This window comes from Clostridium sp. CTA-5 (assembly GCF_054768135.1).
Window position 1 is genome coordinate 1 of sequence record NZ_BAAAAT010000034.1, and the last position, 519, is coordinate 519.

Below are 519 nucleotides of genomic sequence, written 5' to 3' on the forward strand. Positions count from 1 at the left end.
CCGCCAGCGTTCGTCCTGAGCCAGGATCAAACTCTCATAAAAAAGTTTAATCTTAGCTTACTTTTCAAAAAGAATTGCTGGTTTACTTAAATGTATTTTATATATTCTGTTCAATTTTCAAAGACCATTTTCTTTCGCTTCAACTCTCGCTGTCAGCTTTTGTTTTAACTTGTCGCCTTTAAGCGACTTTGCTAGTATAACATCATATCGAAACAATGTCAACACTTTTTTGTACTCTTATTTTCAAGAGTACCTGGCAACGTCCTAATCTTCCACACAGTCTCCCATGCAGTACCTTCGGCGCTATAGATCTTAACTGTCCTGTTCGGAATGGGTAGGAGTGTTACTTCTATGCCATCATCACCAGATYTACTTTGAAAGATTTGTTCTTTCAAAATTGCACATATTTTGTATATACTTAATTATTATTGGTCAAGCCCTCGACCTATTAGTATCAGTCAGCTAAATATGTTACCACACTTACACCTCTGACCTATCAACCTTGTAGTCTTCAAGGGG

General features: G+C 37.3%; 2 rRNA genes. Both read right to left on the reverse strand.

Annotation, left to right across the window (positions count from 1 at the left end):
* Positions 1 to 251: 251 nt before the first annotated feature.
* Positions 252 to 368, reverse strand: a 5S ribosomal RNA gene (gene rrf, locus ACYUET_RS19025).
* Between the two features lie 60 nt (positions 369 to 428).
* Positions 429 to 519 (reverse strand): 23S ribosomal RNA (locus tag ACYUET_RS19030); the annotation flags it as partial.